Source organism: Pyxidicoccus sp. MSG2 (genome assembly GCF_026626705.1).
Taxonomy (GTDB): Bacteria; Myxococcota; Myxococcia; order Myxococcales; family Myxococcaceae; genus Myxococcus.
Map to the genome: position 1 here is coordinate 4,717,320 of NZ_JAPNKC010000001.1, position 25,223 is coordinate 4,742,542.

The following is a 25,223-nucleotide window of genomic DNA, read 5'->3' on the forward strand; positions in this document are numbered from 1 at the left end:
CGATTCAGAAGGCCCAGCCCACCGACAGGTCCACGCGCTCGCCGACGAACCAGGAGTGGGTGCGGATGGCCTGCTCAGAAACCACACCGTCAGTGCCCAGCTCCACCGCGCGCATCTTCTGGGTGTTGGTGGCATACCGGCCTTCGAGTCCCGCTCCGAACTGGATGGCGAGCCCCCGACCCACGATGGTGCTGTACCCCAGCAGGGCCGCGCCGCCGACTTCCCATCTCCGGAAGTCGGACGAGCCGAAGGCCAGCTCCCCTTCGCCGCTGCTGTTGAACCAGCGATGGGACACTCCGAGCCGTGGCGACACCCAGAGGCCCTCGGGCGCCGTCCCCGTCAGGAAGATGCGGGCCATCGGCTCGGCGCCCAGCAGGTACTCGCGCTGGTCGGACGCCCCATCGATGCCGGGATTGCCCAGGACTTCCGAGCGGTACTCCTGGCGGGTGATTCCTGCCTGCAGGGCAAGCCCCACCGACAGGCGCGGGCCCACCACGCGCTCACCGCTCACCTCCAGCAGGTCGTTCCCGAGGAGGGGTAGGACGGAGATGCCCAGGATGGTCTGGCGCGCCCGCGGCTCGGACGGAGGCGGTGCGTCCGTCGTCGCGGCGCTCGCGGACATGGACAGCAGGACGGTCATCAGCAGCGCGTGGATGTGCTTCATCGGTGAGAGCCCCCTCTTGAGAGCGGCAAGGCCCGGCGTTCCGGGCGTGTGCCCGGGCCTTGTGCAACCGCCGTGCACAACGTCGCGCCAGAGGAGACACCGGGACGCGTGGACAGCTCGCGGTGCCAGCCTGTCAATGCCTCACAGGCAAGGCCTGTCACGCTGACACCCTGGGCGCGCATCCCACCGACAAGAAAACGGAACCCGCGGCTTTCGTGCCGGGCCCGGCCTCTTTAGGAGGCGCGGGTGAAGTGAACATGAGGGGGGAGGTCAGACGAAGATGACGAAGAACCATGTGCTGGTGGCCGTGGTGCTGTTCGCGCTGACTGCTTGCGGTGGTGACGAGAACGACGACGGGAACCCTGCCCCGCCCGCCGAGACGGACAGTCGACCGAACATGACCGGGAGCTACGCCGTCTCCGGCACGATGACAGCCTCGGGCAACGGAAGGTCCGACACCGCCCAGGTGCAGGACACCGTGCGGATTGCCAACGACACGACCTCCACCTCCAAGGCGGCGCTGCGCCTCGACGTGGCCTCCCTGGGCTGCGGCCCTCGCGCGAGGATGAGCGCGGAGAAGGCCTTCACCGTGGCCAGCACGTCGTGCCCGCTGCCTCCGAAGAACGGCTGCACGTACACGCTGGAGTACTCCCAGGGTAGCGGCCACAGGGATGGCAGCGGAACGCTCTTCGTGACGCTCCAGGGGCAGCTGACGGCCCGCTGCAACGGAGGGACGGCTGCCACTGCCATCTCCATGGAGCTGACCGGCTCGCGGACGGGCCAGTCGCTGCCCGGCACGCGCGACGACGCGCTCACGGGCACGGCGCCCACCTCGCTGCGCGACACGATGGACCGGCTGGCGCTCTCCGCCCGGCACTAGACGTGAAGGCCGCTCCACGGCCACACCGTGGAGCGGTCCCTCTCGGGGCAGACATCCCGCACCGGAACATTGCAGACTGGCCCCGACATGAATCGATGGAAGCTGGCGTTCTTCGCGGTGCTGGGGCTCTGGGTGCTGACGGTGCTGACGCTGGTCGTCGGGGCGTACTCGGTGGTGGACGGCGCCGTCAGCGCGACCTACCAACGTGAGGGCTACGCCGACTGCGAGGCGCACCGCGACTGGCTCGACGCGATGCTGCGGGGCCAGGTGACGCGCGCGGAGGTGAAGGCGGCCCATCCCAAGGTGACACGCACCCTGGAGGACCACAGCGACGCGCTGAAGCCCGGCGACGTCAGCGTCCACTACGACGCGAACAGCCGGTACCTCTCCTCCCAGTTCGGCGCGAGCAGCACGCCGGGATACGAGCCGTAGCCACGACCCCATCCGCGCGGGACGGGGACCCGGACACCGGGCCCCGAGCGAGGCTCACAGCTTCAGCACCGCGCTCTCACGCCGGAGCTGCAGCACGCGCACGTCCGGGTCCACCACCCAGCGCTCGGGTGCGAAGTCGGCGCGCACCGTCACCTCCGCCTTCTCTCCCGCCCCCAGCACCACCGTCGTCCGCGCGTCCCGGTAGTCCGGAGACTGGGTCGCCGGGCCCTTCGCGGCCTCCTCCTCCGTCCGCTCCGGGAAGCGCTCGCCCTTCACCGCGGCCACCTCCACGGGCATGCGCCCGGTGCCGGTGTTCTCCACCGTCACCGTGGCCACCCACTGCGCGCCCTCCTGCTTCACGCTGGCGGCGGACAGCCGGTACTCCGGTACGTGGACCTCGTGGAACCACTGCTGGACGAAGGCGTCATAGGCCGCCGCGTCCTTCGCGAAGGGCCGCATCGCCGCGGTGAAGTCCTGCAGCACCGGGTGGTCCGCGCTCGGGATGTACTGGCGCAGGAAGGCCTGGATGCCCGCGTGCATCGCCTCGCGGCCGAGCAGGTCCTCCATCATCCAGAACACCCAGCCGCCCTTGTCGTAGAGGACGGTGTTGTCGCCCTCGCGCGTGTTGTCCAGCTTCACCAGCGACTGCTCCGCGTCCAGGCGGCGGTCCTTCCCGTAGCGCTCCTCCAGCCGCTTCGCGATTTCCATCCGCATCGCGGGCCCTTCCAGCTGCTCGGCCAGTTTCAGCGCCGAGTAGTGCGACGTGCCCTCCGACAGCACGTCGCCGCCGGGGCCCTTGCCCGGAATCAGCATGTTGCCCCACCACTGGTGCGCCGCCTCGTGCGCGGTAATCAGCAGCACCGCGTTCGCCTTCGACGTGCTCTTGGTGAGGAAGCCGATGCTCTCCGAGAAGGTGATGTTCGTCGCGAAGCCCTGCGCGTACGTGGCCAGGCCGGGGAACTCGGACAGCTTCAATTCCTTCCACGGATACGGATAGAACCACTCCGAGTAGTACTTGCGCGCCGCGTCCAGCCCGCGCTGCATCTCCTTCACGTTGTAGACGTGTGACGGGTGGTGGAAGACGGCCGTGCCCTCACCGCGCAGCACCGTCCACTTCCCCGCGACGATGTTGAACATGCTCATCGGGTGGTCGCTCTTCCACACGCTGGCGCGGCGGCCGTCCTTCACCTCGTCGCTCTCCAGCACACCCGCGGAGTTGAGCGTGTAGTCCTCCGGCCCCGTCACGCGGATGCGCGTGGTGAAGGGAGTGCCCGTGCCCCATGCGGCCTCCGTCTGTCCCTCGTAGAACCTGTCGGAGTACACGCGCGGCTCGTACTTGTTCTCCTTCGGGTCCACGCCAATGTCGTCCTTGAAGCCGATGACCGGTGCGAACGAGGGGCCGAAGCTGGTGAGCACCACACCCGACGGCAGGATGAACTCCTCCACCTTCCCGCCACTCTTCGTCGCGCCTTTGGGGAAACGGCCGTGGAAGTCGAAGCCCACGCGCAGCACCGCGCCCGGCGCCATGCCGCCCGCGGGCTTGAAGACATACAGCCGCGAGCGGTCCTCCGCCTCGAACTCCTTCCCGTCCACCGTCCAGCGCACGTCCTCCCAGTGGTCCCCGCCGGTGAGGGCGAAGGACTCCAGCGCCTTGTCGTGCCGGTTCACCAGCGTGTACGTGCCGCGCGTGTGGAACGTGCCGGCCTCGGGCTCCAGGTCCACGTCCAGGTCCACGTCCTGAATCGCGGGCTGCGGCGCGTCCTTCCACGTCGCCAGGTTCTTCTGCCAGTACTCCTTGGCGCGCTTCTTCGCCGCGTCCCCCTGCCAACCCTGCCCCACCTGTACCGCCGCGCCGATGAGCGCCACCGCCGGCACCACCATCCACGGCGTCAGCCGCCACGCACCGCTCAAGAGCCCGCGAGGCTTCAGCCGCTCCAGCAGGCTCACCGAGTCCGGCGCCCGCCGCCCGTCCAGCCGCACCGCCAGCGCCGCGAAGAAGGCGGCCAACCCCAGCGCGCCCACCCGGTTGAGGACGAGCACCGTGCGGTCCAATTCGAACGGCCCCAGGTCCGACCACAGCACCGTGCCCCACAACGGCCAGTTCGTCGCCCAGTTCAGCTCGCCGCGCACCGCCGCGAAGCCGGTGAGACACAGCACCGCGAGCGCGAGGCCATACGCCCCGAAGCGCCCGCCGGCCACCGCGCGCGCCGCCAGCACGAAGCACGTCCACAGCACGAAGGTGGGCAGCATCAGCAGCCCCCAGACGATGGCGTACGGCACCAGCGCCACCGACACCTTCCCCTGCGCCAACTGCACCAGCGACACCGCCAGCCACATCACCATCAGGATGGCCACGCCCACCAGGCTGTTGGCGAAGGCCTTGCCCAGCAGCACCGACAGCGTGCGCACCGGGGTGGCGTCATGGATGGGCGCGAAGAAGAAGGCGCGCTCCCGCTCCAGCGACTCCACCGTGTAGAACATGAGCAGCAGGCACACGAGCGTGGACGCCTGCCCCATGCTCCGCACCGCGAAGTGCCCCGGCGTGGCCAGCAGCGGCGTGTCGAACGGGCCCACCGCGTTGAGCGACTGCACCACCGTCTGCAACAGGATGATGGGCACGAAGAGGTAGAGCCCCGGCTGCGACAGCAGGCCCCGCGCCTCCACGCGCGCCACGTCCCACAGGCCGGACAGCAGCCCCGGCGCGCGCACGCCCATGTTCAGCGACGCCAGCGGCGCGTGCTCGCGGAACGTCCCCAGCGGCGTGGCGGGTGGCACGTCCGCCAGCGTCTTCCCCTTCACCGGCCGCACCGGCGCGCCGCGCAGCCCCTGCGCCACGTGCCGCGCGCTCCAGGCCACGCCGCCCAGGCCCACCGCGATGAAGCCCAACCGGCTGAGGACGAAGAGCGCGTCCAGGCCCACGCGCTCGTGGTTGTAGAACTCCACGCCCCGGTCGACCTTCACCCATGTCTCGCTCAGCCACCGCAGGCCCGCCGGCTCCACCGCCATGAGGAGTCGATTCACCCGTGGGTCCAACCACCCGGGCGCCCAGTCCCAGAGGAAGAAGGCGCAGATGAACATCAGCACCACGGGCAGGAAGTAGACGAGCACCGGCCGCCGCGTCAGCTCGCCCACCGCGAAGGCCGTGCCCGCCATGAACACGAGCAGCGGCACGCCGAAGAAGAGCGCCGGCCGCACGTAGTTGAGCAGCGACAGCGGGCCCCGGTACTCCGCGTTCTCTCCCGCGGGCACCACGTGGTGGAAGAACACCAGGAAGGCCACCATCGCCCCGAGCGCCAGCCCGTACGCGGCCAGCACCGCGAGGAACTTGCCCCACACGTACTCGCGCGGCGTCAGCGGCGTGGTGTGGAGGATGGGACCCACCCGGGCCTCTTCATCCGCGATGACGCCCATGCCCGCGCCCACCGAGATGAAGAACGTGTAGAGGAGGAAGGTGAGGAAGATGAGCGTCTGCGAGACGGCGAACTCGCTCGTCACCCACGCCTTCTGTCCGCCCACCTGGCTGGCCCCGGACTCAATCGTCACGTTGCCGGACGACAGGCCCCACACCGTCAAGAAGGTGATGAGCAGCAGGATGACGAACAACGGGCGGCGCACCTGGTGCGCGAGCTCCGTGCGCACCACGGTGCCCAGTCTTTGGGTATTCACCGCGCCACCTCATGGACGGACGTGGAGGCCTCGGCGGGCGACTGCTCGTCCTTCATCAGGAGGAGGTAAGCGTCCTCCAGCGTGGGCGTCACGCGCTCGAAGCCCGCGGGCACGGCGGCGTTCGGCGCGTGGATGCGCACGCGGTTGCGGCCCTCGAAGAGCACCGCCTGGGTGACTCGGCGGGTGCGCTGCAACTCGGACAGCTCGGCGGCAGAGGCGGTGCCCTCGAAGATGGTGCCTTGAATGGCGGCCTTCGCGTCGGTGGGGGACGTAATCGCCACCACGCGTCCCTGGCGGATGACGGCGAAGCGCGGGCACAACATGGCCACGTCCTCGACGATGTGCGTGGACAGCAGCACCGTGCGCTCGTGGGCCACCTCCGCCAGCAGGCGGTAGAAGCGCAGACGCTCCTCGGGGTCCAGGCCCGCGGTGGGCTCGTCCACGATGATGAGCTTCGGGTTGCCCGCCAGCGCCTGGGCAATGCCGAGCCGCTGCCGCATGCCACCCGAGTACTCCTTCACCTTCCGCTTCGCGGCGAAGGTGAGATTCACCCGCTCGAGCAACTCCGCGCACAGCTTCTTCAGGCCCTGCGGCGCGGTGACGCCCTTGAGCTTGAGGAGGTACAGCAGCATCGCCTCGCCGGTGAGGTACGGGTAGAAGCCGAACTCCTGCGGCAGGTAGCCCAGGTGCGGGCGCAGCGCCTCCGGATTGCGGACGATGTCCGTCCCGTCCAGCGTCACCTCCCCCGAGGTGGGCTCCAGCAGGCCCGACAGAATCTTCATCAGCGTGGACTTGCCGGCGCCGTTGGGCCCCAGCAGGCCGAACATGCCGCGCGGCACGTCCAGGTCCACGCCGCGCAGGGCGGCGACGGGGCCGGGGTACACCTTCACCAGATTGCGGAGGGAGAGCATGCCCCCATGTACGCCTGGACCCCTGGGGTCATTTCCATCCACTGCTTCACAGACTACTGAACAGGCTTGCAGACCAGGGCTCGCGTCGCGCAGTCTCCCGCTCCCCGCGTGGAGCGGGGACCCACACCCGGAGGAGCACCCCATGCCCAAGGCGATTCCCGACGGATATCACTCCGTCACGCCGTACCTCGCGCTGAGCAATGCCTCGCAGGCCATCGAGTTCTACAAGGCCGCCCTCGGCGCCACCGAGCTGTACCGGATGCCGATGCCTGGCGGAAAGGTCGCCCACGCGGAGCTGCAGATTGGCGACTCGCGCATCATGGTGTCCGACGAGTACCCGGACATGGGCGCCAAGAGCCCGAAGCACTTCGGCGGCACGCCGGTGGGCCTGTGCATCTACACGGAGAACGTGGACGCGCTCGCCGAGCGCTTCGTGAAGGCCGGCGGCAAGGTGGTGCGGCCGCTGGAGAACCAGTTCTACGGCGACCGCTCCGGCCAGTTCGTGGACCCCGAGGGCTTCAAGTGGACGCTCGCGCAGCACGTCGAGGACGTGTCGCCCGAGGAGATGAACCGCCGCATGGCGAAGATGGGCGGGTAGTCACCTTCGCAGGCGGTTGAAGCACATGCCCGGTGCGGGAGGCCGAGTCCGCACCGGAGCTCTTCAGCAGACTGCCAACCGAAGACTCGAGGGCACCTCCGCCGAGCGGCGTCGGATGCCACCCGCAACGTCCTGGCCCCGTGTGGAGGTAGGGCGTGGGCGAGGGGGACAACGGGCACGGGGCGCCGGGTGTACGGGGGCGCGTACCGACGGGGGCAGCGGCGCGCATCTTGGAGAGCCGCGGTGCTCTGCCTGTGGAAGGGCCGGAGGACGCACGGCAGGCGTACCAGGCGCAGTCTCTGCAACAGCGCTTCCGGTGGACAGGGTTGGATGTACGACCACCGCAAGCCAATGACAGGGAGGGCCTGGAGCGCCTGTGCCGGTACGGAGGCTTGCCCCCATCTGGAGCATTGGAGGCTGCCCGGAGTGCTCTGGAACTGGAGCGCTTCGAGCAAGCGGTGGACGGCCGCATCGCCTACCGCATGAAGCAGCCCATGCCGGACGGCACCACGCACCTTCTCTTCACGGGCATGGAGTTGCTCCACCATCTGGCCAGCCTCGTTCCTCCGCCCAGGATGAACTTGAGCGCTGGCCACCGCAGCAGACACTCTGGGAGTAACCGCTCCACTGCGGCAGCCCCCGTCAGCCCTCCTTCATGGCGCGAGCCCCTGCGCCCTCCTGGCGCGCAAGGGGGGAGGTGCGTCCGGCAACCTGCTCAGAGTGCAGTGCGGAACAGGGAGCACAGCCATGGAGGACCCTCCAGCCCTCTCTGCGCCCCATGCCCACTCGCGCCTCATCACGTCGCAACAGGGTCCCTGTTCCTCCTATGCGCCGGATGCGCAGCGCGTGACGCACCACTATGCGTCCGGCAACCACGTGCCCGTGCACTACGAGCCGGCGGACCCGTCCGTGTCCTGCCTGGAGGTGGGCAACGCCGGCATCGCCAGCTACGTGCTCGCGCTCGGCGGGGTGGCGCTGACGGTCATCGCGGCCTGAGGCATGTGGGACATGCTCCACGCCGACCGCCGCTAGAAGGCCCGCAGCCAGCGCCCGCAGCCGGCGTGAGCATTGCTCCGGACGTGTAGCCCCCACAGGCGGCGTCTTCTGTGCCTCCCGTCCGGGTCGACCCCCGACCCGGACGGGACACAGTGAACACCTACGCGGAGGTGGGTCCTTCTGCTGGGGGCCCCCATCAGGACCGAGCCGAGCAGGGCGCCATCATGAGCTACTCCATCTCCTCCATGCACGCCCGCTTGCACGCGTTAAGGCTCGTCGTGCACGTGTCGGTACAAGCACAATAGTAGGGAGTCGTTCCCGAGCAGGTGGGCGAGGGCTGCTCGATGGCGATGGAGCGATACGGTGTGAAATCACCGAACCACTGAATCATCTCCTGCACCATCCGCCACTGCCAGGCCATGCTGGTAGAGGTATTCACCGAGGGCGCTCTTGCGGTGAAGGAGAAGGTCGCGGTCTGGCCCGGATAGATGACCACGCCGACGGGCAGATCCACACGTTGGAGCCCCCAGTTGGTGTTGTCCTGCGGGGATTGAGAGCCGAGCCGATGCGCCGTCAATCTGCTCCACGGAACCGTTCCCGTGTTTCGCAGGGTCACACTCGCGGAGAAGCTGCCGCCACTGGAGACCCATGCGGGAAATGATTGACTGACAAAGGTCGCGTTGTTTCCGGGCCTGGCGTTCTGCTCAATCCATGTCGCGGAGTACTTCCCATCCACCCAGAGGTCGTGCGGTGCCGGGTTGGACTCGCAGGCAATCTTGTTGCCATCCGGGTCCAACCGGTTGGGGTCGCTCGGGTTGGCCCGCAGCACAGACTGGGCCTGCGCCTGGGAGCTGAAGTGCGCGCAGTCATAGGCGTCGCCCGCGTTGACATATAGGGATGGCCTGAAGCTGTCATGCCACCACAGCTTGTACTGCATCCGTAGAAAGCCCGGGTCCAGATGATTCTGCGCGGTGAGGACGACACGCACCGCGAGTCCATTCGCGTTCAGGGTGACGGAATGCTCCGCCGGCGTGCCGATATCATACTGGCCCAGGTTCAACGTCTCGAATTTCAGTTGGCACGTGCCGTAACAGATAGGCTTGGGCGGCGCGGCGATGGTGAATTCATAGGTCCGAGTTCCATGCTTGGCCTCTTCCACCATGTGGCCGGCCACACCCCCCAGCTTGTTGGTGCCCCACGTCCAGTCGTAGACCTCCGTGTAGATAGGAGCGAAGTAGGCATGCTCCTCGACCTTGAAGCGGGGTTGCTCCGGATTCACGGGCATGCCCTCGAAGCCATGCCGGACCGGTTCCATTTCATTGACCCGGTACGGATGAAGCTCCGCATGCACGAAGCCCGTCTTGTACAGACCTCGCATGTAACTGAAACTCTCCGAGTGATCGATGCCGTAGGGGGAGTGCGAATAGTCGACCGCGTATTGACCGCGCACACGCAGCACGTCACCAATCTGGATGGGCCGCTTGACCCCGTCATCGAGAACCTGGGGGACGGGTGCATCATCTCCGCCAGGGAAATCAGGAGTGGGGTCCGGGACCGTACCCACCGCATAGGTCTCAAGCTTGAGAACTGAGGTGTGCGGCAGGCCCAGGGTATTCAGGTTCGCCTTGAGGGTGGTCCAGACGCCGATGTCGTCGGGGTTCGTCTCGACCGCCGGGTAGCGCCGGTTGCCTTCGAGTGACAGATGCTCGTAGCTCGCGATGGGACGCAGGTAGATATCGTCCCCCGCGAAGAACACCACCGTTCCGACCACCTCGGTGTCGAAGTTGATGTGCCCGGTGATGGGTCCGTAGATAACAAACTTGCGGGAGTTGTTCTCCTGCACGGGGGGTTGGATGGCCCGTGAAGCCAGGGGAGAGAGCAGACATGACATCAACAGCAGGCCCCTGATGACGCACGAAATAATTCTTCTCATTGAAAACTTTCAAAAACATGGACAGAACGTCCATTCATCCCGGCCCGGACACAATTTTAGATTTGAGTATCAGAGAGTAACGATGCTCCTCCTGGTCTGTTCCCGATCGGCGAACCCGTTGGAGCGATGGACCCGCCAATCCCTCGACGATGACCTGGGCTGTCGCCTGACTTCGCCGCGGCACAATGTCTATCGCCGAACACTCATGCCGACGCAGAGCCGGTATCGAGCAGGCGCATGAGGACGCGGACATACATAGGAGAGGTAAGGAAACCCGAGAATGTTATCGGCCGCGAACTCTCGGCACGCCCCCTTGTGGAAAGAAGTGGAACTCGACGAAGTATCGCTCCGCCATCTGACATGGTGCCCGCCTGATGGATGCCCCGAAGTCGAGTGCCTCCATCAGCGAAAGCAAACACCCCTCGCTTTGAGTCCAGACATCGGCGAGCGAGTCCTACTCGGTCACTTCAAACGGCCACCGAAGAGGATTTCTCCTCGGTGGCCCACGACGGCCCTCAGCAAGTGACCAGGTCATACTTGGGGGCTATTGAAGAAGTCCCTGAGCGGGGGAGCGACACCTCGCCCCTTCTCATGAGAGGACACGCACATCGGAGGACGTTGTGCGTGGGACACTCAAGCAGCAGACGACGATGTTCAGCCTGAGGACGCCGGGGGCGCGCATCGCGAAGGACCATCCGCTTCGGCGGGTGAAGGACATGGCCGACGCGGCCCTGGCGGCGCCCTCCCCGACGTTCGACCGAATGTATAGCCGGATGGGCCGTCCCAGCATTCCTCCGGAGCAGTTACTGAAGACGTCACAACTGCTGGCCTTCTACTCGGTGAGAAGCGAGCGGTTGTCCTGCGAGCAGTTGGACTTCAACCTGCTGTTCCGCTGGTTCCTCGACATGGGCATCGAGGAGGCCTCGCTCGACCACAGCTCCCTGCAGCGGCGAGGCCGAGGGAGGAGAAGACACCAGCGGCAACGGCAGCAGGGGTGGGCACGTGCGGGAGGCGTCAGCGCGCACCGAGGCTCGACCAGGCGGGTCTGCTGCACCGCGTTTTCAAGATGGACGTCTTCTGCTGCGCCAGGTGCGGGGGCAGACTCAAGGGTGCTGGCGTACCTGAGGCATGGAGCGGCCATCCACCGCATCCTCCAGCACCTGACGCTGCCAGACACTCCTGCGCCGCTCGCTCCTGCGCGCTGGCCACCGCGGCAGGCCCTCTGGGGGTAGCCGCTCCACTGCGGCTGCACCCGTCAGCCTTCCTCCCATGCGCCCGGCGGGACAGTCGCGGGCACGACGGTCCACGCGCCGACCCGTGGAGGACCAGGCTGGCTCGTAGGTCGCCCTCCGCGAGATGTCGGCCCCCGCAGCGGTTGAAGTTCTGGTCGACGTAGCACTGGCAGCAGCCCGCGTAGGCGCCCAGGCAGGTCTGGGTGCCGAGCGCCTGGGTCGCCCACTGGGAGACGGTGGAGTACGAGCCCGCGCAGAGATGGTGCTCAGGTACACGCGATCATTGCTCTGGTCGATTCCCGCCCACCTCAAGCGGGGCCCGGCCGTCCCTCCATCCGGGGCATGCCGGGCTACGCGGCACCAGCACCAGCTCATCCCTGTTATTCGTACGGATTAGGCTCGATGACCTCGCACTTGTAGTAGCAGGTCCGGACGTTGTTGATGCACGTCTGCGAGGTCAGCGTACAAAGCTGCCCCAGCGGCTCATTGTCACGATGATAGGAGCACGAGAGGGCGCAACCCTGGGGCCGTGGCCGGTCGTTCAGCTCCGACGTGCTTGAGCCGACGGGCGGAAGGCGAGCACGCTGGTGTTGTCATGGGTCATCGTCAGCGGGTCGAAGCGCGGGGCCTGGAGCACCGGGCCTCGCTCAGCGGCCGTCCCAGAACGCCCTGTCGCCGTACTTCCAATTCCAGGGCACGCCGGCTTCACCGAGCACGAAGCGCACGAGGTGAGGGAACGCGGGCTCGGCACGCACGTCGTTGGCCAGGAGCAGCACGCAGCGGCGTCCGCGCGGCAGGTCGTCGATGGTGGTGTCCATCGAACCGGCCGCGCGCACGGTGCTGCGCTCGTCGTGCGGTTCCACGGTGCCGTCGGCCATCCAGCCGTCGGCCAGGTTGCGAGCGAAGTCCGGCCGCCACTGCATGGAGGACGGGTCTGGCGGTGCAGGATGATGTGCTGCGACGGAAGAGATTGCTACGGAAGCCCCTGTTGAGCGCGATAGAGCCCTCGACCACGCGCTCCGGGCGCGTGTGTCGGGTTTCCGCCGTTTGAACTGTTGAACAAACCACATGAACCATGGGCCCGGGTCACATCCACCCCAGATCCATGGTGAATGCCTGAAATTGAAGCTAATCCCAGACGTGCGGTTCCAAGGAGGCATTGCCATGAAAGTGAATGCGACGTTCATGTGCTTCGGGCTGCTCGCCGTGGCCATGGGATGTGGAAACACTCCGCAAGACGACTCGCCGGCGCAGCAGCCTCCCGAGGTCCAGGCCTCCCCCGCCCGGGACATGCCGTCCGCGCAGGAGTTGGCGGCGACGGCCACGTCGGCCCCCGTGATGGCAGTGCCCGTGCAGTATGTGGTCGACCCCTCGACGACGACCCGGCTCTCCGTCTCCGCGGGCGCGGAGCGGGCGAATCCCTCCGCGTCTTCCGCGTCCCAAGCCCCCGGCGCCATGCGGCGCGTCCTCAGGTAGCGCACCCCGTCCGAGATTGAGGAGACCCATGTCGACGAGAAAGCTTGCAATGGCATTCGCGGTGGCCGCCGGGCTCGGCATCGCCGGGCCGGCCCATGCCTGGGTGCAGTTCTGCAATGGCACCAGCGTCACCATCTGGACCGCCTATTCCTGGTACAACCCCGGCTGCGTTGCCGAGGATGGCAGCAGCTGGAGCAAGGCGGGCTGGTGGGAGCTGGCGCCAGGACAGTGCAAGATTGTCTATGGCCCCGCCATCACCAACACCCTCTCCTACTACTACGCCGAGGGCGGAGGGCTGACCTGGGCGGGCCCCTTCTTCACATGCACGCCCTGGAGCGGATTCAACTGGTGTGACAACACCTGCAACACCAACTCCCGCAACCTGGGCTGGCGGGAGCTCAACACCGGCGGCGCGTCGAACTACACGCTGACCTTCAACCCTTGACCTTCTGTCGAGCCGTCGGTGGGCAGCACCTCGCCCACCGACGGCCGCTCCGGCTCATTGCGTCCGGAGCAGGTAGAAGTCGTTCCCCCGCAAGCAGAAGGCCCCGGCGCGGGAAGCACCGGGGCCCTCGGGTGGAGCCGTGTCGCCATGCGCTGGTAGAGACTGAAGGCGCGTGCGGCCTTCGTTGTCGGGTCTATCGTAGCGCGGCTCACCCGGCGAAGGGCAAGCCCTCGGTCTTCTCGGCGAGGTCGTCCATGGTGGCCCAGCCCAGCAGGCCCGTGGAGGACTTCACGAGGTACAGGTAGCTCTTGCCCGGAATCGGCGCGGCGGCGATGACCTGGATCTTCGAGCCCTTCGCCAGGTTGGCGACGGGCGTCTTCTCGGTGCGGGCGCGGGCGAGCGGGAAGGACTCCGTCACGGTGGCCTCGACGCCGACGGCGTACAGCTCCTGGGGCACCAGGGTGAGCTTCCCCGCCTTCGCGTCCAGGACGTACTTGTCGCGCCGCTGCCAGAAGGCCATCCACGCGTCGGACAGGACGATGCCGTTGCCCCGGGCCTCGCTGATGGAAGGGACGGTGCCCATCGCCTTCAGGCTCTTGCCGTCGTAGGCATAGACGTGCGCCTCCTTCGTGTTGTCCGTCAGGCCCGTGTGGACGACGACCTCTTTGCGCTTGTCGCTGGAGTCCAGGTCCACGACGGTGAAACCGTTGGGCTCCTCGTGCCCCGAGCTGCCCCGGGCCGTGGCGTTGCCGACCTTGAGGATGAACTGGCTCTTGGGCTCGTCCCACGTGACGGAGATGTCCTCCGGCTTGCCATCGCCGCTGACGTCGAGGGTGGCGGCCTTCACCGGCGCGTCGTCCCCCGCGGAGGCGAGAGGCGCGGCGAGCAGCGCGAACGTCATCACGGCCAGGAAGGGGGACTTCGTCTTCATGGAGGGACCTCTTGGTGACGCAAGGGAGTAAAAATTCCCGTCGCCCGACAACGCATTCGAAATCTACACTGAAGGCAATCCAGCTTGATTTCGGCCTCATGAACGAACCTTGGCGGGGAGGCTCACCACACGACGGGTCTCCGGTCTGAGGGGACGTTTCTTCCAGCGCAGGAACACCCCCACCCTTCGAGACCTGGAGACGCCCATGAACGAGGGAGTCCGCGTCCACAGCCCCGCAGACTCGAGACGCGGAGTCGTGCTCGTCGTCGACGACGACTTGAGTATTCGCGAGTCGCTCAGCCACCTCCTCGAAGAGCTCAAATACGAAGTCGTCCTGGCGGAGAACGGCCAGCACGCCCTCGGTCTCCTGCGAGCAAGGTCGGTTCCGCCCAGCCTCATCCTGCTCGACCTCATGATGCCGGTGATGAATGGCTGGCAGTTCCTGGAGGAGCGGCAGAAGGACTCCCTCCTCTCCTCCATTCCCCTGGTGGTGATTTCCGCCGCGCTGGACGCCTCCGCCGAGCTGCCCAACGTGGCGGGCTACCTCCACAAGCCAGTCGCTTCGGACCAGCTGGTGAGGATGCTGGAGCACCTCCATTCGGGCGCACCCTCTGGCGGCACCATGAGAAGCCCGCCGCCCGCCAGAGGGCCCACCTCCAGCGAGGACCCGTCAGAGCGCGAGAAGAGACCGCTTCGCGTCCTCTTGATTCAGGAGGACGACCGCGACGCGCAAATCACCGAGACGCTGCTCGGGAAGGTGCGGGAGTTTCAATTCGAGGTTCGACGCGCCAGAAACCTCTTCGAGGGCTTCCAGAAGGAAACCCTCGCTGAAGCGGACGTCATCCTGCTCGACATGAGCCTGTCTGGAGAAACGGGGCTAAACCCGCTTCAGAAAACGGTGCGACACGCCCCCAGTGTTCCCCTGGTCGTGTTCACCACGATGGACAGCAAGGAAGCGCGGGAGGAGACCCTCCAGAAAGGTGCTCAGGACGCCCTTGCCAAGGAGCTTCAATCCCCGGAGCTTCTCGGTCGCTCCCTGCACCATGCCTTCGAGCGCCATCGCCTCCGGGCGGAGCTGGAGCGCGCCCGCGAAGTGGCGGCCCATGAGCGGGAACGACGCGGCCTGGCGCGCTGGGCCCAGCCCCGCTTGACGGTCTCAGCCGAGATGCTGGGGCAATCACCCCTCAAGCGGGCCTCGCCCGGGGGGTTCCAGAAGTTCGTCGTGGAGTTCATTGCCATCTGCGAGAAGGCGGTCGCCAACAGAGGGTATGAAATCGACTCGTCGGCTCAGCGCCAGGCGCTCCATCGACTGTCGGATGCGCTCGCATCACTGCGGGTCGGCCCCGGCGACATCGTCGACATCTACCAGGAGGCGCTCTCCATGGCCTGGGAGGGTGAGAACTCCGAGGTCGGGGTCGCCAGGCGAGAGGAAGCGCGCCTGATGCTCATCGGGATGCTCGGCTACGTCCTGGCCGCCTACCGATTGTACGTAGGGCCTGAACACCCGGTGGGTTCGAGCACCTAGAGAGAACAGCGCATGGCACGATATCGATTCCGACTCTTCGTCGCGGGACAGCTCGGGAACTCACTGACCGCGATTACCAACATCCGGGCCCTCGGCAACCAGATGCTTGGCGGGGACTACGAGCTTCAAGTCATCGACGTGCTCGACAAACCCGAGCTCGCGGAGCAGGAGAAAATCACGGTCACCCCGACCCTCATCAAGGACGCGCCCTTCCCCGCGCGGCGGCTGATTGGCGACCTCTCTCATACGCCTCGCGTCCTGGCGGGGTTGGGCCTCTCACCTGATGGGGACCCCTCCTCCAGTCACGGGAAGAACAAATGAACGACGACCTCGACGCAATCCAGAAGCTCCCGAGCGGAATCGACGGGCTGGACCACATCACCCGGGGCGGGATTCCCGTGGGCCGCGCGACGCTCGTCTCGGGGACGGCGGGCAGCGCGAAGACTGTCTTTGGCGTGCAGTTCCTGGCCGAGGGAATCGCGAAGTACGGCGAGCCGGGCGTCTTCGTGACGTTCGAGGAGTCTCCGTCGGACATCCGCAAGAACGTCAAGAACTTCGGCTGGGACATCAAGGGATGGGAGGCCAGGGGTCAATGGGCCTTCGTGGATGCCTCTCCGGAACCCAGCCACCTCGCGGTCCCCACGGGCCCCTACGACCTGGGCGCGCTCATCGCGCGCATCGAGAACGCCGTCCGCAGCTGCGGCGCCAAACGCGTGGTGCTGGATTCGCTGGGCGCCATCTTCGGCCAGCTGGGCGAGAGCACGCAGATTCGCCATGAGCTCTTCCGCACCGCCTCGGCGCTGCGGAAGATGGGCGTCACCGCCATCATCACCGCCGAGCGCCTCCAGGACTACGGCGACATCGCCCGGTACGGCATCGAGGAGTTCGTCGCGGACAACGTCATCATCCTCCGCAACATCCTGGAGGAGGAGAAGCGGCGGCGAACCATCGAAATCCTCAAGTTCCGGGGCACCGAGCACAGCAAGGGGGAGTACCCCTTCACCATCACTCACGACAGGGGGATTGTCGTCATCCCGCTCTCGGCCATCGAGCTGAAGCAGCGCTCCTCGGACATTCGCGTCTCCTCCGGCATCCCCCAACTGGACGAGATGTGCGGAGGTGGCTTCTTCCGCGATTCCATCATCCTCATCTCCGGCGCCACCGGGACGGGGAAGACGCTCGCCGTCTCCCATTTCGTCAAGGGGGCGGCCAGGGCGAATGAGAAGTGCCTGCTCTTCGCCTACGAGGAAAGCCGCGAGCAGCTCATCCGAAACGCCACCGGCTGGGGACTCGACTACGAGTCCATGGAGAAGGCCGGCCTGCTCAAGGTCGTCTGCGACTACCCGGAGGTGAAGGGGCTCGAAGACCACCTCATCACCATCAAGCAGACCATCAGCGACTTCAAACCCAACCGCATCGCGGTGGACAGCATGTCGGCGCTGGAGCGCGTCTCGTCGATGAAGAGCTTCCGCGAGTTCGTCATCGGCCTCACCTCCTTTATCAAGCACCAGGAGATGACGGGGTTGTTCACCTCCACCACGCCGACCCTGATGGGAGGGACGTCCATCACCGAGGCCCACATCTCCACCATCACCGACTCCATCATCCTGCTGCGCTACGTGGAGATCTACGGAGAGATGCGGCGGGGGTTGACCGTCCTGAAGATGCGCGGCTCCAAGCACGTGAAGGAGATTCGCGAGTTCACCATCGACGAGCAGGGCATGCACATCGGCAAGGCCTTCCGGAACGTGAGCGGCATTCTCTCGGGCTACACCACCCAGCTGTCGCAGAACGAGGCGGAGCGCATCGGCAGACTCTTCGAGACGCCTGGAAGCGAGAGCAAGTGAGGATGAGCGGCCCCAGCCCGCATGACGCTTCCCGGCGGCTGGAAAGGCAGCGAGGCCAGGTCCTGAGGGCCTGGCGGGAGCGGCTGGCCGAGCCTCGTCCCGAAGAGGAGGCGCTGCTGATGCTGGACGGGCTCGTCGGCGCCCTGGATGCCCGGGCGCCCACGTCCGAGACACCCGGAGTCGTGGCGAAGCGGCTCGCTCGAGGCTTCTCGACAACCGAGGGGACCTGGGGCGTCGAGCTCCTCCAGGCAGCCGCGCTCGGGGTGCTGGAGGCGGAAGCGCCGCTCGCGTCCGACGAGCGCACGGTGGTGCTGGAGTTCTTCAGCGGCGTCCGGATGGCCATGGCTCGAGAGGCCCAGGCCCGCCAGGAGCAGCTCGAGCAGGCCGTCGTCCGGGGCGAGGAGCGCTACCTGGTCGCCGCCCGCGCGGCCGGCTTCGCCGTCTGGGACTGGGACCTCTCCAGTCAGAGCCTCCACTGGAGCCACAGCATCGAAGCGCTCCTGGGGCACTCCGTCGATGCGCTTTCGAGCCTGGGGCTCTGGCTGGAGCACGTTCATCCCTCTGACCGCGAGCGCGTCGGTGAGGGGCTGCGCAACGCGGTCGAAGGCGGCCGCACGCGCTGGTCGGACGCGTTTCAGTTTCTCAAGCGGGATGGGACGTACGCGGGAGTGCTCGGGCGCGCCTGGATTCTTCACGACACCGTCGGCAAGGCCGTGCGGGTGGTGGGCGGTCTCATCGACGTGACGGAGCAACGGCGCCTGGAGCAAGAGCTCAAGAAGGCGGTTCGCGTCCGCGACGACTTTCTCTCGATTGCCTCCCATGAGCTGCGCACGCCGCTCACGGCGCTCCAGATACAGGTCCAGAGCCTGACGAAGGGGCCGCTCCTCGCAGCGCTCGACGGCCGGGTGAAGGCGCGCGTCGAGGGCGCGGAGCGGAGCGTCGGACGGATGATCCAGCTCGTCGATGACCTCCTCGACGTCTCGCGCGTGAATGCAGGTCGCCTCGAGCTGCACCTCGAAGAGGTGAACCTCTCCGAGCTCGTCCAGGAGGTGGTCACCCGCATGCAGCCGGAGGTGGGTCGTTCCGGCTCCCAGCTTTCGATGTCACTGCCGGAGCGAGTCACCGGCAGGTGGGACCGCAGCCGGGTGGACCAGGTGTTCTGCAACCTCCTGTCGAATGCCCTCAAGTACGGCGAGGGCAAGCCGGTCGAGGCCACTGTCGAAATGGACGAGGCCCGCGCATGGCTTCGGGTTCACGACCACGGCATCGGCATTGCTCCCGAAGAGCAGGGGAGAATCTTCGAGCGCTTCGAGCGCTCCGTCTCCGACCGGCACTTCGGCGGCTTCGGCCTGGGCCTTTGGATTGTTCGACGCGTCCTGGACGCGATGGGGGGCTCGATTCGCGTGCAAAGCGCGCTGGGAAAGGGAGCGACGTTCGTGGTCGAGCTTCCGCGGCACCCGGTGGCACCCGAGAAGAGGGTGGGCGGGCAGCCCCATTCCGCGAATGTCCGCGGGGATGACGAGTGATGGTGGCCCATGGACCTGGGCCGGTGCTGCTCGTCGATGACGACGTGGACGTCCGTGAGTCCGTCAGTCAGGCGCTGGAAGACCTCGATTATCCCATCGTCACCGCCGCGAACGGGCGGGAGGCGCTCAACCTGCTGCGCGAGCTGCTCCCCGCGCCGCGAGTCATCCTGTTGGACCTCATGATGCCGGTGATGAATGGCTGGCAGTTCCTCGAGGAGCGGCAAAAGGACGCCGCCCTCGTTGCCATCCCCGTCGTGGTCATGACCGCCACCGCTGACGAATCCGTCTGGGCGATGCACGTCTCCCGCTTGCTCAGAAAGCCCGTCTCCTATGCGCAGCTGGTGGACGCGGTGAAGCAAGCCTCTTGAGAAGTGACGATAGCGAGCCGTGCTCCCGGTCTGCCCGCATGGCGTGCCGCCGGGAAGCGCCAGGCAGGTCAGGGCCTCGCTCAGCGGCCGTCCCAGAACGCCCTGTCGCCGTACTCCCAGCTCCAGGGCACGCCGGCTTCGCCGAGCACGAAGCGCACGAGGTGCGGGAACGCGGCCTCGGCACGCACGTCGTTGGCCAGGAGCAGCACGCAGCGGCGTCCGCGCGGCAGGCACACGAGGGTATTGCCGGTGCTGTCGTTGTGGCCGCCCTTGAAGAACCCCCTCCCCTGCGGGCCGTCGAACACGACCACGCCCAGGCCCGCCGCCAGGTCCTTGCGCCGCTGCTCCGACGGCAGCTCGTCCTGCAAGGTGGGGAACTGACTCCGGGTGGTGATGGGCAGCTGCGGCGCGGTCATCTCGGCAAGGGCCCGTGGCGACAGGAGCTCGCCGCGCACCAGCGCGGCCGCGAAGCGCGACAGGTCGTCGACGGTGGTGTCCATCGAACCGGCCGCGCGCACGGTGCTGCGCTCGTCGTGCGGTTCCACGGTGCCGTCGGCCATCCAGCCGTCGGCCAGGTTGCGAGCGAAGTCCGGCCGCCACTGCAGGCTGGTATTGCGCATGCCCAAGCGGTCGAACACGCGCCGCTGAAGCTCCGTGCCCACGTCCAGCCCGAGCCCACGCTCGAGCACGAACTGCATCAGGATGATGCCATCACCGGAGTACGCGTAGCGGCTGCCGGGTGCGAAGTGGAGGCGCAGCGTGCCGTCGGGCTCGAGGAAGCCAAAGTTGGCGAAGCCCGCGCTGTGGGTGAGCAGGACGCGCGGAGTGATGGCCTTCCAGCGGTCATCGCCGGACAGGTGCGACCACGTCGAGTACCGACGCTCGTCCGCGTAGTCGGGCAGCGGCTTGTCCAGGTACTTCGCAATCGAGGCGTCGAGGTCGATGCGGCCCTCGTCCGCGAGCTGCGTCACCAGGGACGCGAAGACCGTCTTGGTGATGGAGGCGCCATACATCACCGTGTCGGTCTGCAAGGGCTCGCCCCTGGCATTGCGCGCGCCGTAGGCCCTGACCGCCACCACCTGTCCGTCGTCAATCACCGCGAGCGCGAGCCCCTTCGCGCCCGTGGCGGCCATCGCGCGCGCCGCTTCGGCATCCAGGGCGGCCACATCGGGGACGGGCTGCGTCTCGCGGGGAGTCGGCGCCGTGGCACAGCCACTCGCGAACAGCACACACAGGGTCCAGGCACGCAGCGCGTTCATGAGCTCCACTCCCGAGCAGTGCTGGCTCATCACCAGCGAAGTTGAGAGCGTTGCTTACCGCAAGAGGCTGGCGCGCGAAGGGTCCACGCGCCCGGCCTGGGCCGAATGGGTCAGCCGCCCGCGGTGCTCACCTTCAGCGAGCCGTGCCCGCCTTTGAACGGCTGCCGACGAAGGCCGCCAGGTGCTTGCCGGTCAGCGTCGACTTCGCCGCCACGAGGTCGGCTGGGGTGCCTTCGAACACGACTCGCCCGCCGTCGTGGCCCGCCCCCGGCCCGATGTCGATGAGCCAGTCCGCGTGCGCCATCACCGATTGATGGTGCTCGATGACGATGACCGACTTCCCGGAGTCGACCAGCCTGTCCATCAGCCCGAGCAACTGCTCGAGGTCGGCCAGGTGCAACCCGGTGGTCGGCTCGTCGAGCACGTAGACGCCGCCTTCGGCCCCCATGTGCGTCGCGAGCTTGAGCCGCTGCCGCTCGCCACCCGACAGCGTCGTGAGCGGTTGACCGAGCCGCAGATACCCGAGCCCCACGTCGGCCATGCGCTGCAGGATTTCGTGCGCGGCCGGCGTACGCCCCTTGCCCGTGCCGAAGAAGGCGACCGCGTCCTCGACGGACAGGTCGAGCACCTCGGCGATGTTGAGCCCGCCGAGCCGGTAGCCCAGCACCGACGCCTGGAACCGCCGGCCCTCGCAGTCCTCACAGACCGAGGTGACGCCGGCCATCATCCCCAGGTCGGTGTAGATGACGCCGGCGCCATTGCAGGTCGGACAGGCGCCCTCGGAGTTGGCGCTGAACAGGGCGGGCTTCACGCCGTTGGCCTTCGCGAACGCCTTGCGGATGGGCTCCAGCAGGTCCGTGTACGTCGCCGGATTGCTCCGCCGCGAGCCTCGAATCGGGGTCTGGTCGACCGACACCACTCCTTCCCTGCCACTCACCGAGCCGTGGATGAGGGAGCTCTTGCCCGACCCTGCCACCCCGGTCACCACCACCAGCACGCCGAGCGGGATGTCGACGTCCACGTTCTGCAGGTTGTGGGTGCGGGCACCGCGCACCTTCATCACCCCCGACGGCTTGCGCACCGACGGCTTCAGGGAGGCCCGGTCACTCAGGTGTCGCCCGGTGAGCGTGCCGCTGGCCCGCAGCCCGTCGACGGTGCCCTCGAAGACCACCTCGCCGCCGGCCGTGCCGGCCCCGGGGCCGAGGTCGACGACGTGGTCGGCGATGGCAATCATCTCCGGCTTGTGCTCGACCACGAGGACGGTGTTGCCCTTGTCGCGCAGCCGCAGCAGCAGTTCGTTCATCCGCTGGATGTCGTGGGGGTGCAGTCCGACGGTCGGCTCGTCGAAGACGTAGGTCGCGTCGGTGAGCGAGGACCCGAGGTGGCGAATCATCTTGGTGCGCTGCGCCTCACCGCCCGACAGCGTGCCGGACGGCCGGTCGAGGCTGAGGTAGCCCAGGCCAATCTCCACGAACGAGTCGAGCGTCTGCCGCAGCGTCGTCAGCAACGGTGCGACGGACGGCTGGTCCAGACCGCTCACCCACTTCGCCAGGTCGTTGATCTGCATCGCGCAGGCGTCGGCGATGCTGATTCCCTTGATTTTCGAGGACCGGGCGGCCTCGCTGAGCCGGGTGCCGGCGCACTCGGGACAGGTGGTGAAGGTGACCGCGCGCTCCACGAACGCCCGGATGTGCGGCTGCATCGCGTCGACGTCCTTGGTCAGGAACGACTTCTGGATGCGCGGGACGAGGCCCTCGTAGGTGAGGTTCACGTTCCCCACCTTCACCTTGGTCGGCTCCTTGTAGAGGAAGTCCTGGCGCTCCTGCTTCGTGTACTTGCGGATGGGCTTGTCCGGGTCGAGGAAGCCCGACTCCCCGAAGATGCGCACGTGCCAGCCGTCGGCCGTGTAGCCGGGAATCGTGAGTGCCCCCTCGTTGAGCGACTTGCTGTCGTCATACAACTGGGACAGGTCGATGTCGGTGACCGAGCCCATGCCCTCGCAGCGCGGGCACATGCCGCCGGTGAGGTTGAAGACGCGCTTCTCCGTCTTCCCGGCGCCCTTCTCGACTGAAATCTGTCCGACCCCGCGGACCGACGGGACGTTGAAGGAGAAGGCGTTGGACGAGCCGATGTGCGGCTTGCCGAGGCGGCTGAACAGCACCCGCAGCATCGCGTTGGCATCGGTCACCGTGCCGACCGTCGAACGGGAGTTGGCGCCCATCCGCTCCTGGTCGACGATGATGGCGGTCGTCAGTCCTTCCAGGACGTCGACCTCGGGCCGGGACTGCGTCGGCATGAAGCCCTGCACGAACGCGCTGTAGGTCTCGTTGATCATCCGCTGCGATTCCGCGGCGATGGTTCCGAACACCAGCGACGACTTGCCCGAGCCCGAGACGCCCGTGAACACCGTCAGCCGCCGCTTGGGAATCTCGACGCTGACGTCCTTCAGGTTGTTCTCCCGAGCGCCTTGGACGCGAATCAGGTCGTGGCTGTCTGCGGGGTGCTGCTTGGAGGAGGCCATGTCCGAGATTCTGTCATCGAACATCGAGAAGGGGAGCGGTCGATTTCATGCAACGGCGTCGCCCGGCCTGTCTCTTCCCGTCAGGAGGGGGCGTTCATGCCCCCCCATGACTCCTCGGGAGGACGACATGAAGGCGACGACGCGGTACCTGGTGCTTCTCTCCATGCTGGTGGTGGGCTGTGGTGACTCGAAAGAAGACGACGTGGACGAGGACACCCAGTCGTTCCCAGAGACCCTCGAGTGTGGCGACATCCGCTGCAAGCGCGCCACGCAATACTGCGCGACCATTGGAACCGCTGTGACGAGCCACCTGTGTCTGGAGAAGAAGGCGAGCTGCAAGAGCTGCGACTGCGTGAATCTGGAAACAGACCTCACCGCCCAGACCGGGCGCCAGGACTGCACCGCGACCGACAGGCTCGATGTGTACTTCTCGTGCGCCTATTACGATGACGTGGACTACATCAAGACCTCCTGCACCGTACGCGCTCGCTGAGAGCATGAGACGGATGGGGACGCTGCTCGCGGGCACGACGGCCCACGCGCCGACCCGTGAAGGGCCAGGCTGGCGCGTGGGTCACCCTCCGCGAGGTGTCAGCCCCCGCAGCGGTTGAAGTTCTGGTCGACGTAGTACTGGCAGCAGCCCGCGTAGGCGCCCAGGCAGGTCTGGGTGCCGAGCGCCTGGGTCGCCCACTGGGACGCGGTGGAGTACGAGCCCGCGCAGGCGTCCGCGCACAGCGTGTTGGAGATGGAGGAGATGGAGCCGTCGATGTTGTAGCAGGTGGTCGCGTGGGCGCGGGCGTAGACGTTGCACGGCTCCTGCGCGGGCGGCGGAGTGGAGGACGCCGTGCTCCAGATGGTGCTCAGGTACACGCGGTCATTGCTCTGGTCGATGCCCGCCCACCGCGAGCGGGGCCCCGTGTTCCAGGTGAGCGTCATGTAGTGGCGAGGCTGGAGGGTGACGCTGTAGCTGACCGGCCACTCACAGCCCTCCCAGGGCCAGATGCTGCAGGACTTGTACTTCGAATAGAAGTACGCGGTGGAGTCGAAGCCGGCCGCGAGTCCCACCGCGCGGAAGTACACCGTGTTGTCCTTCGCGCCGCTGTACGAGCCATACCAGTAGTCGGTGATGCAGGAGACAGACTGGGTCGCGGTGACGCTACAGAAGTTGCTCCGGAACCAGGCCTTGTCGCCCACCCAGTCCCAGGTGTCATTGAGGCTCGCGGCGGAGGGGCCCCGCTCGGAGTCCAGGGGCGAGGCGCCCTCCGGGGGAGCTTGAGTGGCGAGGACCGATTCCCGGGGAGCCTGACGGGCCTGGACGAGGCGGGCCATGGCGATACGGCCCTGGGCCTGCACGAGCGCGGCGGGCACGTCCGCGCGCTTCGCTCCGGGCACCAGGGAGAGGTAGATGTCCGCCAGCTCCCTGCCCTCGAAGGTGTCCGTCTTCGACACCTCCTCGAGGCGAGCGGCGTCGATGTCCATGTGGCCCGACTCGGCGATGACGACCTCGCCCGGGGCAGACTCGATGAAGCGCACCGTGCGGGTGGCGCTCAGCTTCAGCTCGTGCAACAGCGTGCCCTGCTCGAGGGGTGGGGGCACCTCGTTGGGGCCGGCATCGGAGACCGGTGTGCCGCAGGCGGCGAGGAACAGGGCGGAGAGCGCGGAGGACAGCACGGCCCGCGCGCGGAGGGCGCGAGGTGGGGAGGCACGGTGCGACATGTCGGAAGACTCCTCGGTCAGGGTTGCAGCCCCTGAACGGGGAGCCTCGAAATTCTTCGCGGGTCTGGACTGAAGGCCCGGCTGCTGGAAGTGCCCTCACTCCAGACAGACTCCAGCTTCCCACCATGCCGTGACATTCCGCTGGCGGCAAATCCTCTCACCTTCTCAACCAAAGCCTGCCGTAACCTTCCCCGCCACAGCGGCCCGACGACTGTGGCGCGGAACGTCTCGATGCCAGCCTTTGAGAGACGTGCCCTCCTCGTGAGAGTCTTTGCGAAGTCGTGGGCACGGCCATTG

The 25,223-nt window shown here is 67.1% G+C and carries 22 protein-coding genes and 1 pseudogene; 14 read left to right on the plus strand and 9 right to left on the minus strand.

Going from position 1 to position 25,223, the window contains the following annotated elements:
* Window positions 1-4: 4 nt before the first annotated feature.
* The gene (locus OV427_RS18185; RefSeq protein ID WP_267857385.1) at window positions 5-664 is read right to left on the minus strand and encodes a hypothetical protein; all 660 of its coding nucleotides are present in this window, start codon (window positions 662-664) and stop codon (window positions 5-7) included.
* Between the two features lie 280 nt (window positions 665-944).
* Here OV427_RS18185 and OV427_RS18190 point away from each other — a divergent pair, with 280 nt between their 5' ends.
* Both OV427_RS18190 and OV427_RS18195 read left to right on the plus strand, forming a co-directional pair.
* Window positions 945-1,544: a hypothetical protein gene (locus OV427_RS18190; protein ID WP_267857386.1), complete on the plus strand. Its 600-nt coding sequence runs from the start codon at window positions 945-947 to the stop codon at window positions 1,542-1,544.
* 87 nt (window positions 1,545-1,631) lie between these two features.
* Complete coding sequence (locus tag OV427_RS18195) at window positions 1,632-1,976, plus strand: hypothetical protein (protein ID WP_267857387.1); 345 nt, start codon at window positions 1,632-1,634, stop codon at window positions 1,974-1,976.
* Between the two features lie 54 nt (window positions 1,977-2,030).
* On the opposite strand, the gene OV427_RS18200 is transcribed toward OV427_RS18195, so the two are convergent.
* Both OV427_RS18200 and OV427_RS18205 read right to left on the minus strand, forming a co-directional pair.
* Window positions 2,031-5,642 carry an ABC transporter permease/M1 family aminopeptidase gene (locus OV427_RS18200; protein WP_267857388.1) on the minus strand — a complete coding sequence of 1,204 codons (3,612 nt, stop codon included), beginning with the start codon at window positions 5,640-5,642 and terminating at the stop codon, window positions 2,031-2,033.
* Entirely contained in the window at window positions 5,639-6,553 is a 915-nt protein-coding gene (locus OV427_RS18205) for an ABC transporter ATP-binding protein (protein ID WP_267857389.1), read from the minus strand. The genes OV427_RS18200 and OV427_RS18205 overlap by 4 nt, the downstream gene beginning before the upstream one ends.
* Before the next feature lie 142 nt (window positions 6,554-6,695).
* On the opposite strand from OV427_RS18205, the gene OV427_RS18210 reads away from it, so the two are divergent.
* The 3 genes and pseudogenes from OV427_RS18210 (at window position 6,696) to OV427_RS18220 (ending at window position 8,147) form a co-directional block, all read left to right on the plus strand.
* Window positions 6,696-7,151, plus strand: coding sequence for a VOC family protein (locus OV427_RS18210; protein WP_267857390.1), 456 nt, complete (start codon window positions 6,696-6,698; stop codon window positions 7,149-7,151).
* Window positions 7,152-7,405: 254 nt separating this feature from the next.
* Window positions 7,406-7,672: pseudogene (locus OV427_RS18215) on the plus strand (hypothetical protein); the annotation flags it as partial.
* A gap of 226 nt (window positions 7,673-7,898) precedes the next feature.
* Complete coding sequence (locus tag OV427_RS18220; protein ID WP_267863600.1) at window positions 7,899-8,147, plus strand: DUF3592 domain-containing protein; 249 nt, start codon at window positions 7,899-7,901, stop codon at window positions 8,145-8,147.
* Window positions 8,148-8,376: 229 nt separating this feature from the next.
* Here OV427_RS18220 and OV427_RS18225 read toward each other — a convergent pair whose 3' ends face one another.
* On the minus strand, window positions 8,377-9,990 hold the full coding sequence (locus OV427_RS18225) for a hypothetical protein (protein WP_267857391.1): 1,614 nt from the start codon (window positions 9,988-9,990) through the stop codon (window positions 8,377-8,379).
* A 710-nt stretch (window positions 9,991-10,700) separates the two neighbouring features.
* Here OV427_RS18225 and OV427_RS18230 point away from each other — a divergent pair.
* Window positions 10,701-11,312, plus strand: coding sequence for a transposase (locus OV427_RS18230; protein WP_267857392.1), 612 nt, complete (start codon window positions 10,701-10,703; stop codon window positions 11,310-11,312).
* Between the two features lie 647 nt (window positions 11,313-11,959).
* Here OV427_RS18230 and OV427_RS18235 read toward each other — a convergent pair.
* Window positions 11,960-12,235, minus strand: a complete 276-nt coding sequence (locus OV427_RS18235) for a hypothetical protein (RefSeq protein WP_267857393.1) — start codon at window positions 12,233-12,235, stop codon at window positions 11,960-11,962.
* A gap of 241 nt (window positions 12,236-12,476) precedes the next feature.
* Between OV427_RS18235 and OV427_RS18240 the strand changes: the two genes are divergently transcribed.
* A complete protein-coding gene (locus OV427_RS18240) occupies window positions 12,477-12,788 on the plus strand; it encodes a hypothetical protein (RefSeq protein WP_267857394.1) in 312 nt (103 codons plus the stop codon).
* A 28-nt stretch (window positions 12,789-12,816) separates the two neighbouring features.
* Entirely contained in the window at window positions 12,817-13,233 is a 417-nt protein-coding gene (locus OV427_RS18245; RefSeq protein WP_267857395.1) for a DUF1036 domain-containing protein, read from the plus strand.
* Window positions 13,234-13,441: 208 nt separating this feature from the next.
* Here OV427_RS18245 and OV427_RS18250 read toward each other — a convergent pair whose 3' ends face one another.
* Window positions 13,442-14,164: a hypothetical protein gene (locus OV427_RS18250; RefSeq protein WP_267857396.1), complete on the minus strand. Its 723-nt coding sequence runs from the start codon at window positions 14,162-14,164 to the stop codon at window positions 13,442-13,444.
* Window positions 14,165-14,369: 205 nt separating this feature from the next.
* Here OV427_RS18250 and OV427_RS18255 point away from each other — a divergent pair, with 205 nt between their 5' ends.
* From OV427_RS18255 to OV427_RS18275, 5 genes are read left to right on the plus strand one after another with little or no spacing between them, the layout of a single operon-like run.
* The gene (locus OV427_RS18255) at window positions 14,370-15,689 is read left to right on the plus strand and encodes a response regulator (protein WP_267857397.1); all 1,320 of its coding nucleotides are present in this window, start codon (window positions 14,370-14,372) and stop codon (window positions 15,687-15,689) included.
* Window positions 15,690-15,701: 12 nt separating this feature from the next.
* On the plus strand, window positions 15,702-16,010 hold the full coding sequence (locus tag OV427_RS18260) for a circadian clock KaiB family protein (RefSeq protein ID WP_267857398.1): 309 nt from the start codon (window positions 15,702-15,704) through the stop codon (window positions 16,008-16,010).
* Window positions 16,007-17,536 carry a circadian clock protein KaiC gene (gene kaiC / locus OV427_RS18265; RefSeq protein WP_267857399.1) on the plus strand — a complete coding sequence of 510 codons (1,530 nt, stop codon included), beginning with the start codon at window positions 16,007-16,009 and terminating at the stop codon, window positions 17,534-17,536. Before OV427_RS18260 ends, kaiC begins: the two co-directional genes overlap by 4 nt.
* Window positions 17,537-17,538: 2 nt before the next feature.
* Window positions 17,539-19,062, plus strand: coding sequence for a sensor histidine kinase (locus tag OV427_RS18270; protein WP_267857400.1), 1,524 nt, complete (start codon window positions 17,539-17,541; stop codon window positions 19,060-19,062).
* A 23-nt stretch (window positions 19,063-19,085) separates the two neighbouring features.
* The gene (locus OV427_RS18275; protein WP_267857401.1) at window positions 19,086-19,430 is read left to right on the plus strand and encodes a response regulator; all 345 of its coding nucleotides are present in this window, start codon (window positions 19,086-19,088) and stop codon (window positions 19,428-19,430) included.
* A gap of 80 nt (window positions 19,431-19,510) precedes the next feature.
* Here OV427_RS18275 and OV427_RS18280 read toward each other — a convergent pair whose 3' ends face one another.
* Together OV427_RS18280 and OV427_RS18285 are read right to left on the minus strand one after the other, a co-directional pair.
* Complete coding sequence (locus tag OV427_RS18280; protein ID WP_267857402.1) at window positions 19,511-20,689, minus strand: serine hydrolase domain-containing protein; 1,179 nt, start codon at window positions 20,687-20,689, stop codon at window positions 19,511-19,513.
* A 133-nt stretch (window positions 20,690-20,822) separates the two neighbouring features.
* Complete coding sequence (locus tag OV427_RS18285) at window positions 20,823-23,210, minus strand: excinuclease ABC subunit UvrA (RefSeq protein WP_267857403.1); 2,388 nt, start codon at window positions 23,208-23,210, stop codon at window positions 20,823-20,825.
* A gap of 127 nt (window positions 23,211-23,337) precedes the next feature.
* Between OV427_RS18285 and OV427_RS18290 the strand changes: the two genes are divergently transcribed.
* On the plus strand, window positions 23,338-23,703 hold the full coding sequence (locus tag OV427_RS18290; RefSeq protein ID WP_267857404.1) for a hypothetical protein: 366 nt from the start codon (window positions 23,338-23,340) through the stop codon (window positions 23,701-23,703).
* A 98-nt stretch (window positions 23,704-23,801) separates the two neighbouring features.
* Here the strand turns inward: OV427_RS18290 and OV427_RS18295 are convergent, their stop codons facing one another.
* Complete coding sequence (locus tag OV427_RS18295; protein ID WP_267857405.1) at window positions 23,802-24,926, minus strand: hypothetical protein; 1,125 nt, start codon at window positions 24,924-24,926, stop codon at window positions 23,802-23,804.
* Window positions 24,927-25,223: the final 297 nt, after the last annotated feature.

What these genes read in the sequence shown, in the direction of transcription:
- OV427_RS18185 (WP_267857385.1), bottom strand. Translation starts at nt 664, where the DNA reads ATGAAGCACATCCACGCGCTGCTGATGACCGTCCTGCTGTCCATGTCC.
- OV427_RS18190 (WP_267857386.1), top strand. Translation starts at nt 945, where the DNA reads ATGACGAAGAACCATGTGCTGGTGGCCGTGGTGCTGTTCGCGCTGACT.
- OV427_RS18195 (WP_267857387.1), top strand. Translation starts at nt 1,632, where the DNA reads ATGAATCGATGGAAGCTGGCGTTCTTCGCGGTGCTGGGGCTCTGGGTG.
- OV427_RS18205 (WP_267857389.1), bottom strand. Translation starts at nt 6,553, where the DNA reads ATGCTCTCCCTCCGCAATCTGGTGAAGGTGTACCCCGGCCCCGTCGCC.
- OV427_RS18210 (WP_267857390.1), top strand. Translation starts at nt 6,696, where the DNA reads ATGCCCAAGGCGATTCCCGACGGATATCACTCCGTCACGCCGTACCTC.
- OV427_RS18220 (WP_267863600.1), top strand. Translation starts at nt 7,899, where the DNA reads ATGGAGGACCCTCCAGCCCTCTCTGCGCCCCATGCCCACTCGCGCCTC.
- OV427_RS18235 (WP_267857393.1), bottom strand. Translation starts at nt 12,235, where the DNA reads ATGCAGTGGCGGCCGGACTTCGCTCGCAACCTGGCCGACGGCTGGATG.
- OV427_RS18240 (WP_267857394.1), top strand. Translation starts at nt 12,477, where the DNA reads ATGAAAGTGAATGCGACGTTCATGTGCTTCGGGCTGCTCGCCGTGGCC.
- OV427_RS18245 (WP_267857395.1), top strand. Translation starts at nt 12,817, where the DNA reads ATGTCGACGAGAAAGCTTGCAATGGCATTCGCGGTGGCCGCCGGGCTC.
- OV427_RS18250 (WP_267857396.1), bottom strand. Translation starts at nt 14,164, where the DNA reads ATGAAGACGAAGTCCCCCTTCCTGGCCGTGATGACGTTCGCGCTGCTC.
- OV427_RS18255 (WP_267857397.1), top strand. Translation starts at nt 14,370, where the DNA reads ATGAACGAGGGAGTCCGCGTCCACAGCCCCGCAGACTCGAGACGCGGA.
- OV427_RS18260 (WP_267857398.1), top strand. Translation starts at nt 15,702, where the DNA reads ATGGCACGATATCGATTCCGACTCTTCGTCGCGGGACAGCTCGGGAAC.
- kaiC (WP_267857399.1), top strand. Translation starts at nt 16,007, where the DNA reads ATGAACGACGACCTCGACGCAATCCAGAAGCTCCCGAGCGGAATCGAC.
- OV427_RS18270 (WP_267857400.1), top strand. Translation starts at nt 17,539, where the DNA reads ATGAGCGGCCCCAGCCCGCATGACGCTTCCCGGCGGCTGGAAAGGCAG.
- OV427_RS18280 (WP_267857402.1), bottom strand. Translation starts at nt 20,689, where the DNA reads ATGAACGCGCTGCGTGCCTGGACCCTGTGTGTGCTGTTCGCGAGTGGC.
- OV427_RS18285 (WP_267857403.1), bottom strand. Translation starts at nt 23,210, where the DNA reads ATGGCCTCCTCCAAGCAGCACCCCGCAGACAGCCACGACCTGATTCGC.
- OV427_RS18290 (WP_267857404.1), top strand. Translation starts at nt 23,338, where the DNA reads ATGAAGGCGACGACGCGGTACCTGGTGCTTCTCTCCATGCTGGTGGTG.
- OV427_RS18295 (WP_267857405.1), bottom strand. Translation starts at nt 24,926, where the DNA reads ATGTCGCACCGTGCCTCCCCACCTCGCGCCCTCCGCGCGCGGGCCGTG.